Annotated in this window: 7 protein-coding genes and 1 pseudogene; 3 read left to right on the top strand and 5 right to left on the bottom strand. The window is 41.2% G+C overall.

Features of this window, described 5'->3' with window-relative positions:
- Window positions 1–204 (top strand): annotated as a pseudogene (locus VLN09_RS10845) (DUF3482 domain-containing protein); the annotation flags it as partial.
- Between the two features lie 32 nt (window positions 205–236).
- Here VLN09_RS10845 and VLN09_RS10840 read toward each other — a convergent pair.
- From VLN09_RS10840 to VLN09_RS10830, 3 genes are all read right to left on the bottom strand, one after another.
- Complete coding sequence (locus VLN09_RS10840; protein WP_325246414.1) at window positions 237–1,259, bottom strand: ArsA family ATPase; 1,023 nt, start codon at window positions 1,257–1,259, stop codon at window positions 237–239.
- 33 nt (window positions 1,260–1,292) lie between these two features.
- The gene (locus VLN09_RS10835; RefSeq protein ID WP_325246412.1) at window positions 1,293–1,586 is read right to left on the bottom strand and encodes a cory-CC-star protein; all 294 of its coding nucleotides are present in this window, start codon (window positions 1,584–1,586) and stop codon (window positions 1,293–1,295) included.
- A 115-nt stretch (window positions 1,587–1,701) separates the two neighbouring features.
- Entirely contained in the window at window positions 1,702–3,381 is a 1,680-nt protein-coding gene (locus VLN09_RS10830; protein ID WP_325246410.1) for a carbon starvation protein A, read from the bottom strand.
- Window positions 3,382–3,677: 296 nt separating this feature from the next.
- Here VLN09_RS10830 and VLN09_RS10825 point away from each other — a divergent pair, with 296 nt between their 5' ends.
- Window positions 3,678–4,346 (top strand): hypothetical protein, encoded by a 669-nt coding sequence (locus tag VLN09_RS10825; RefSeq protein ID WP_325246408.1) that lies wholly within the window; start codon window positions 3,678–3,680, stop codon window positions 4,344–4,346.
- A gap of 102 nt (window positions 4,347–4,448) precedes the next feature.
- Complete coding sequence (locus VLN09_RS10820) at window positions 4,449–5,012, top strand: hypoxanthine-guanine phosphoribosyltransferase (RefSeq protein WP_325246406.1); 564 nt, start codon at window positions 4,449–4,451, stop codon at window positions 5,010–5,012.
- Window positions 5,013–5,101: 89 nt separating this feature from the next.
- On the opposite strand, the gene recD is transcribed toward VLN09_RS10820, so the two are convergent.
- Together recD and VLN09_RS10810 are read right to left on the bottom strand one after the other, a co-directional pair.
- Window positions 5,102–7,291 carry an exodeoxyribonuclease V subunit alpha gene (gene recD, locus VLN09_RS10815; RefSeq protein WP_325246404.1) on the bottom strand — a complete coding sequence of 730 codons (2,190 nt, stop codon included), beginning with the start codon at window positions 7,289–7,291 and terminating at the stop codon, window positions 5,102–5,104.
- Window positions 7,292–7,367: 76 nt separating this feature from the next.
- Window positions 7,368–8,221: PD-(D/E)XK nuclease family protein (locus VLN09_RS10810; protein WP_325246402.1), on the bottom strand; the 854-nt coding region annotated here is incomplete at its 5' end.

The following is an 8,221-nucleotide window of genomic DNA, read 5'->3' as shown; positions in this document are numbered from 1 at the left end:
TCAATTGGCGACAATCATGATGAGAATAGTAATGTCATAACGCTATGGGCAACACACAAATTACCAAGTGAGCTCAAAAAAGCCCGTGGCAAACCGCAATGGTCGTCACTTAGTAGTGGCAAGTCCGAGCAAGCGCAGTTGCTAAGAGCAGATATGGCATGGTCGCTGGCAAGTAGGCTAGCGTCCTATCAACGTCAGCCATAATTTATAGCTGTGTTTAAGTGATATTTTGGGATTTATAATTCTGATACTGAGCTTAATAATGCACTTAAGGCGTCTGTACCGCGCACGTCCGTTTGTTGCAGATATATTGGGTATAAAGGATAATTAGGAAAACTTTGCTCAATATCTTGCATCAATTGCTGCTGACGTTCAGCACGATGACGCCAAAATGCATCGGACTGGGTCGGTGCTATCAATTGATTGATAACGATTGCGGCTGGCATAAGCTTACTGTCTTCTAACTGCTCTATCGCCCGCTTGGTTTCAGCCAATGGTAATACATCAGCCGTCATCACTAATACAATGGCAGTTTGTGTACGGTCATGAAGCAGCAACCCTGCCTGACGAAACAGCTGTTTGCGTTTTTCTAGTACGGATACCGCTTGCTCCCAACGGTCGGATTTTTTTTCGGCAAACGGATTGGCCAAGTCATTTTTATTATTATCTTGTTTATGACTGCCTAAATGATTCGCCACTGACCGCAGTTTTGCCTGTCGACGCTGCTGAGCGAGCAGCCCATCTGTCCACGCGCCCATCATCTCAGGCAGCACTAATAAACGAAGTGTATGCCCTGTCGGTGCGGTATCAAAAATAATATGTTCATAGCCAGCATCTGCGGCTGCAACCAAGTGTTGGCACATGGATTCGAGCATGGCAGCTTCTTGTGCGCCAGGTGCTGATTTCGATAGTTGTAAATGCTCACGAATTTTTGGCATCATGTCTGGATTGGCATAAGAGGTAATGGTGCGTTCCACTTGGACAAAATGCTCATCGACGATGATATCAGGGTTTAGTTCAATAGCATCTAGATAAGGAGTTACGGCTGTTTTTTTATTTTTGAGCGGGACGTTTAAAACATCGCCCAAGCTGTGTGCTGGATCGGTCGAGACAATCAGTGTCTTTTTGCCTTGACTGGCATAATAGCTGGCAAGTGCAGCAGCCGTGGTAGTTTTACCGACACCGCCCTTTCCACCGATAAATATAATTGGCTGTGTCGTTAATTGCTCTACCAATGCCGATAAAGGGTGTAATGCCATACTGGTATCTCATTTTAATTAATTCAAAGCAAACTAACAGCAACCTACATGGTCAAAAGGACATCTATCCATACCCATACGTGTATGCCATTCATGGAAATTTTCTAAAAATAACGGCTGCAACTCTAAGGTATAAAAGCTGGCTGGGTTATCGATACCTAAGCTTTCAGAAAACATGAGTAGCATAAAAAAATCTTCCTCATCACGCGCCGCGCGTGCCATCGTTTGACGATAAGGCGCATGATAAAACTCATTCAACCCAGCCACAAACCGTTGCCACCATAGCTCAAGGTTTTTTATAGGTTTTGTTATATTCGTCTTTTCCATAATGACTCTTATTTTGCGTATACTTGTTATCTATCATGCCTATATGAGGCAAAAAACGCCAGCAATTGCTGCTAGCGTTTTTTTAGATATTTCATTAACTAGGCATTCAACATGCTTAGAGGTTGCTTTTGCCTTTATGTATCGACCATTCTTTGCGTAGTACCGATAGACTCTCAAACGTCACTAAAATCGTAGCTATCAAGATGATGATATCCATAATAATAAGCAGCCAATTACCATCATTAAAAAAGGTTTTTAGCTGAATCAATAATGCAAAAACCGTCATAACCAGTAAGAACGATAAGGGCCCTAAGGTATACCATACTGGTCTGCCTTTACGTAACAAGATGACTGTGACAATCATCAAGGTTAATGCAGCCATTAGCTGATTTGTCGTGCCAAATAGCGGCCAAATAATCATACCACCAGCACCATCGATGCCACCAGCACCAAATGCTAATAACAGACAGCTGCCAACGGCAAGCAATGTTGCCACCACACTCTTATTCAGAACGGGAAGTTTATAAATCTCACCGAATTCTTGGAAGATATAACGTTGCAGACGTACCCCAGTATCCATCGTGGTACCAGCGAACAAGGCTGCCATTACCGTCAACATCGTCTGGGATAAAACCATATCAATACCAACCCCTGCATTTAATATGGTCGCACCACCATCAATAAAGGCACCAATAGAGCCATCGCCAAATTTTTGATAAACTGCTTGCCAGTCGCCAAGGGTTGCAAAGCCTGCAGTTGCTGCGAGTATCGCGCCAAGCGCTAGCATACCCTCACCCATGGCACCGAAGTAACCAACGAATCGTACATCTTCTTCTTTATCAATCTGCTTAGACGTTGTACCCGTTGCCACCAAACCATGAAAACCTGAGATTGCACCACAAGCAATGGTCACAAACAATAAAGGCACCATAGATGGTGTGCCAATTGGCAATGCTGTGTTTATCGCTGGCGCGACAATATTCGGCGTAGCAATAAAGATGGCGGCATATAGTAAAATCAGACCGATAAATAACTGTAAGCCATTGATGTAATCGCGCGGCTGCAAGAGCATCCAGACCGGTAATAAAGAAGCGATTGCCGCATAGGCGAATAAAATAATAATCCAAACGGCATTGTCAGGTAATCCTAAAAATGTCTCAGGTAATACAATAGGGAACATAGGACCAAGATAGATAAGCCCATATAAAGCGGTAACCCCAATGATTGATACCCAAACCAGATTCATCTTATAGCGATAAATACACTGACCGATGATAAAGGCGACTATCAAAGCACCCCAAACTGGCAGCACAGCAGATGGGGTTTTTATCATCATATTAGCAATAGCGACGCCGAATACCGCATTTACCATTAGTAATAATAAAAAGATGACGATCATCATCAAGCTGCGCACACGTGTACCCATGACGGTACCGGCAATCGAGCCAATCGACTGACCTCGATTACGCATACTTGCCCAAATAGCGGACATGTCGTGGACACCCGCCATAAAAATGGTGCCTAATACCACCCAAATGATGGCAGGTACCCAGCCCCAAATAACCGCAATGGCAGGACCAATAATCGGAGCCGCTCCTGCGACTGAAGTAAAATGATGCCCCCATAACACGTATTTATTGGTGGGGATATAATCTACCCCATCTTTCATGGTATGCGCTGGCGTGGGGATACTGTTATCCAATGCCAAGATTTTAGTGGCGATAAATTTTGAGTAAAACACATAACCACAAAGCATAGCGGCAACAGCAAACACTAACACGATTGCACTATTCATCTTATCTCTCCTTAGACAAGTAGTAGGTAGCCTTATAAGTTCAAGCTTTTTAATTTAGAATATAAAAAATATGTTAAATTAGTCGGCGGCTAGTGACTTAGCGCACCTGTCCATAGGCAGTTTATAGAAGTATTATAGTATCATCATCCATTAATAAGGCTTTGCATTCTATAGTTAGTACACGTCACTAGTCAGCATATGGTGAGTCTTTGATTGCGACCCATTTAGATACTAACCGATTTAACGACGAATGTAACGCTGGTTAAATATGAAAAACAACAAATAAAGGAAGCACAATGGCGCATTATTTTGGGTTTGTACCTTCAGATAAATTGAAAGCATTAATCATTGATGCTGAGCAAATCATTGCATCAAATGAGGAGGTAGAATACTACCCATATCGTGATGCTCTAACGCACCAAACAGCACGCGATCTGATTGATAACTTGTTGGTCGGTCTGGTTGAGATTATCCCAAATCCTGAGCGTCAAGCATCTATGCGTAAGGTTGTCGTTACCGTTGAGCGCTCGACCGATACCCTACTTAATATTTTACTTGGTAAAGAAAACAACGAAGAAGTCATGCCAAGCTTTCATTTTTTGAGAGATCGCGCCACTTTTATTGATAATGATGGTATCAAACGTGTGGGTTTTAAACTGTCAGAAAAACATGCTGAAATTATTGATAAAGGTTTCGCTGCCATCACGCCTGAACATATCGATACCAAAACCTTTAAAATTGCCCTTGAGACTATGAACGAAGAAACCTTAACGCATTTTATCAGCCGCTTCGCTGAAACCTTAAAGCTAGGTATGATTAAACGTAAATCCGTACCCATTGCCAAAGCGGCTATTGATAAAGGCATGAGTATGGCGCTTAATAAGCTGTTACCTGACTTGCCAGATAGCTCGTTGAATCGTTTAGCCAACTATTATCGTCCTTTTATCGTAGAAAAGCCTGAATAGCTGCCAATGTTCGATTAATTTTGTCCAAAAAGTCAGATGACATTGGGCATATTCACTAAAATTTGCTAAAATAAGCGGCACTTTTTACCAAAGGCACACCCGATGACCCAAATCAGCAATCAAGAAATTGAAAAAACATTACGCAACTCAGAATGCTTAATCAGCAGTATAGAAGTTGCTGCCGCATATGAGCGCTTGGCGGCTCAGCTTAACCTGCACTACGCTGGTCTAAACCCGATTGTTATGGTCGTTATGAACGGTGGACTTATCCCAGCCGGTCAATTGCTGACTCACCTGACCTTTTATCATCGTATGCACTATATCCATGCTTCACGCTATCGTGATAATGAAGGAACCAATGAGCTTGATTGGAAGTTTAAGCCTGATGTGAATATTGAAGGCGAGCACGTCTTATTGATCGATGATATTTTTGATGAAGGCATCACGTTAAAAACTGTGGTTGAAGAATTGAGTAAAGAAAATCCTTTATCGATTGAATCTTGTGTTCTACTCAATAAAGAGCATGATCGTAAAGTTAAAGGTTTTGACGTTGATTTTGTCGGTATTAATGTCGCAGACCGTTATGTTTATGGCTGTGGTATGGACTTCCATGGCTACTTACGTCATCTGCCTGGCATCTATGCTATTAAAGAAGATAAAATTTAATCAGTTTTTTTCAAGTAATAGCACAATAAAAAAGCACCCATTGGGTGCTTTTTTATTGCTTGTTGATAATACACGTAATCAATATCAATTTAAAACTGCAATGCCAAACCCGTATGGCGCTCAGTCGGTGTCTGAACGGCCTTTTCAAAAGCATTTTTTGTACTATATATAGTTACCTGTTTTTTAGCACGGGTTACCGCTGTATAAATAAGCTCTTTGCTCAGTAACCTTGCGTGACTATTATCAAAGGTAATAGCTACATGGTCAAACTCAGACCCTTGAGACTTGTGAATGGTCATCGCATATGCTGTGGCGATTACCTCTTCATTTAGTAGATTGACGGCAATCCCCTGCGCCTTATTTTCAAAGAACACTTCAAGTCGGCTTCTTTCGTCTCCTGTTTGCAAGCAAAAACCGATATCACCATTAAACAATCCTAGCTCATAGATGTTTTGTAGAACCATAACGGGACGACCATGGAACCATGTATTTTGACCTAGCGGTAGCTTTAGTTCAGCAAGATGCCATTGAGTGATATGGTTATTAATGTAGTGATCGCCCCACTCGCCATTATGACCAGCACTTAAAATCCTAAATTGGTTAAATGTTTGCATTAATGAAGCAATCGTATTTTTTACCAATTCTGGCGCGGATTTTTTTATTGGATTTTCTACTAGAAATCTAACTTTATTTATATATATTTGGTAATTTAGAGTTATTTTTGAAATAATTTTTTTATTGCTTAGGCTATTTTGTATCTCATTATTTATAAGACTCTCTGCTTTCGACGTATTTATATACTGAAAGCTCAATGACTCGTCCTGTTTTAGTAACTGCCAAATGGCTTGAGTATCTGTCTTATTAATTTGATTGGCTAGCTTGCCAATACCTGAGTCTGCGCTAAATCGGCGACTCTCTGTTAGCTTTGCATGTATGGGTTGTAGCAATGGAATGCGGCATAAGTCAGCCAGTACTGCCCCTGCATCTACCGCTGCTAACTGATTAGCATCCCCTAGTAGTATAAGCCTAGCGCCTGGTTTCACCGCACTCACAAGATGATTAGCCAGCTCTACCCCTAGCATAGATGCTTCATCAACGATGATAATATCTTCGCCGAGTGGATTATTTGCATTGTAACGAGGTCTGCCAGTCCGGCCAATACCTAACAAGCGATGAATAGTCTTGGCCTCTTGCAACTGTAATTCAACATCCGCTGTATCCAGAGCCGCTTGTAAAGACTCCTGCATTCTCTGTGCAGCCTTACCAGTCGGTGCTGCTAATGCTAGGCTGGCACTGTCAGTGCTGAATTTAATATCTTCATGCTCATTACCCCCACCTTCTGTAGCTTGTTGCAGCGCAATCACTAGCTGAGCAACCGTATAAGTTTTACCTGTACCTGGGCCACCAGTAATAATACTGAATGCATTGTTATTAGCGACATTAATGGCCATTATCTGCTGCTCATGCAGATTTTCGGGTATCAATATTTCTAGAGGTTTTATTTGCTGAGTTAAAATATTATTGATACGCTCTGCTAAGTTGAATTCTGCTTGCCATGCGCGGTGTAGCCAAAAAGTCAGTGATGCTGTTGAATTTTTGGCGTTTTGTTTATTAGTTAATTGATAAACAATAGGTTTATTATTTTTACTTAGGCTATTTCTATTATTCACGTTAGAATTAGCGTCAGCGAATAAAGTATGCTCATCGATTAACTTAGCAAAAGACGTTAAGTTGGTATCTCTCAATAACTGGTAAAGTAATGCAACTGCATCAAACCTCTTAACCAATATCTCTTTTTCATGATTACTGAGTGCCATCTGAGCCCAGAGCTGAGCTCGCTTGCCAAACATGATGTCTAGCAGGATAAATAATGATAGCTCATCTGTAGAATCATCCTCTTGTTGCATGTCTATTTTAGTATCAATCAGTGCTAGGATTGGTGTTGCTAGCATCTCCAATAATTGCTGCTGCCAAGCGTATAACGTGACTCGCTCTCCATTGATTTGCCCTTGTATCGGCGCTTCATTGTCTTCGGCCTCAATGGTTAAAACCGTATGCCCCTCTTCTAAATGAATGGCTAACATAACGAATAAAGCATTAAATAAGCCACTTTGTTCCATCTGATTGATTGATTTGCTGTCAACATTAACCGTTGTGTCAGTCACGTTATACGCTAAATGCGTTTGCTGACGGCGCAGCAAAATATAATCACTGATATTACTAGCCCAGCTCTCTTGTAAGCTAACGGCCGCTCTGCTCTTATTGTTATTATTACTCATAGTGCACTTGTCTCTATTGTTATCCAGTTAATCGCCATCATGGTTATTCTTCATTTAATTCGCTATTTATGACCCACTAATCTGGTATGCCAAATAACGCATCTAGGGCCTTAATGAACTCAATTGGAATATCCCACTTGACTAATCCATAGCGGTCGCTGTGCATTGAGTGGCTATTATCAGCCTCATTAACATCTTGCGATAGGTCAGCAGCTGCTTGGGAGTCTGAGTCATATACCCCCCGTAAAAAAACATATTCAACAGCCCCAAGATACTTATCTTCATTACCTGCATAATCACGAATTCTCATTGCAAGGAAGCGATGTAACGCTACTTGATAAATCGCTGCCTGTAACCAATATCCTGCCTTTGACATGGCTTGCTTGAGCGTACTTTCATTATAATTACTTAGGCTATTTCCTAAAAAATTACTTTTATAATCGACAACGTAATACTTGCCAGCATGCTCATATACCAAATCAATTTCGCCACGCAGATAACGATATAGATGCGCTTTATTTTGTGGAACAAGATTGACGTGTTTGTCAGCTTCATTCGGGAGATACTGCTGAAAGAGGCTATTGATATCTTGCGCTTTAAAGCGTTCTGACAGCCCCATATTAAACTCTAACTCAGCAAATCTCTGACTTGCATTGATAGACTGTAAGGGCTGATTAGATGCTAATAATGGCGCCTGTAGCACCTCTTCAATCCAGTTAATTAATGCCTCATGCTTTGCAGCATCTATTAAGTCTAAATCAGGTATACGACCATCTTCTTTATTCTTTGCTTGTAATAGTCGGCTTTGCTGTTCAGCGCTACTATAAACCAAAGGCAGCTGATAACTACTGACTGCTCTATCAATCACCTGAGACCACTGCGATTTATTATTGAAATCAATTTTTTCAAATATTTCATGCAAAAACGTAC

Origin of the sequence: Psychrobacter sp. (assembly GCF_035469765.1) — a bacterium.
GTDB lineage: Bacteria > Pseudomonadota > Gammaproteobacteria > Pseudomonadales > Moraxellaceae > Psychrobacter.
Note: the sequence above shows the minus strand (reverse complement) of the source record. Positions and strands in the feature narration are given on the sequence as shown.

Bases quoted from the DNA above. Each gene is read 5' to 3' on its own strand.
- VLN09_RS10835 (WP_325246412.1), bottom strand. From the start codon at position 1,586: ATGGAAAAGACGAATATAACAAAACCTATAAAAAACCTTGAGCTATGG.
- recD (WP_325246404.1), bottom strand. From the start codon at position 7,291: ATGAGTAATAATAACAATAAGAGCAGAGCGGCCGTTAGCTTACAAGAG.
- VLN09_RS10825 (WP_325246408.1), top strand. From the start codon at position 3,678: ATGGCGCATTATTTTGGGTTTGTACCTTCAGATAAATTGAAAGCATTA.
- VLN09_RS10820 (WP_325246406.1), top strand. From the start codon at position 4,449: ATGACCCAAATCAGCAATCAAGAAATTGAAAAAACATTACGCAACTCA.
- VLN09_RS10830 (WP_325246410.1), bottom strand. From the start codon at position 3,381: ATGAATAGTGCAATCGTGTTAGTGTTTGCTGTTGCCGCTATGCTTTGT.
- VLN09_RS10840 (WP_325246414.1), bottom strand. From the start codon at position 1,259: ATGGCATTACACCCTTTATCGGCATTGGTAGAGCAATTAACGACACAG.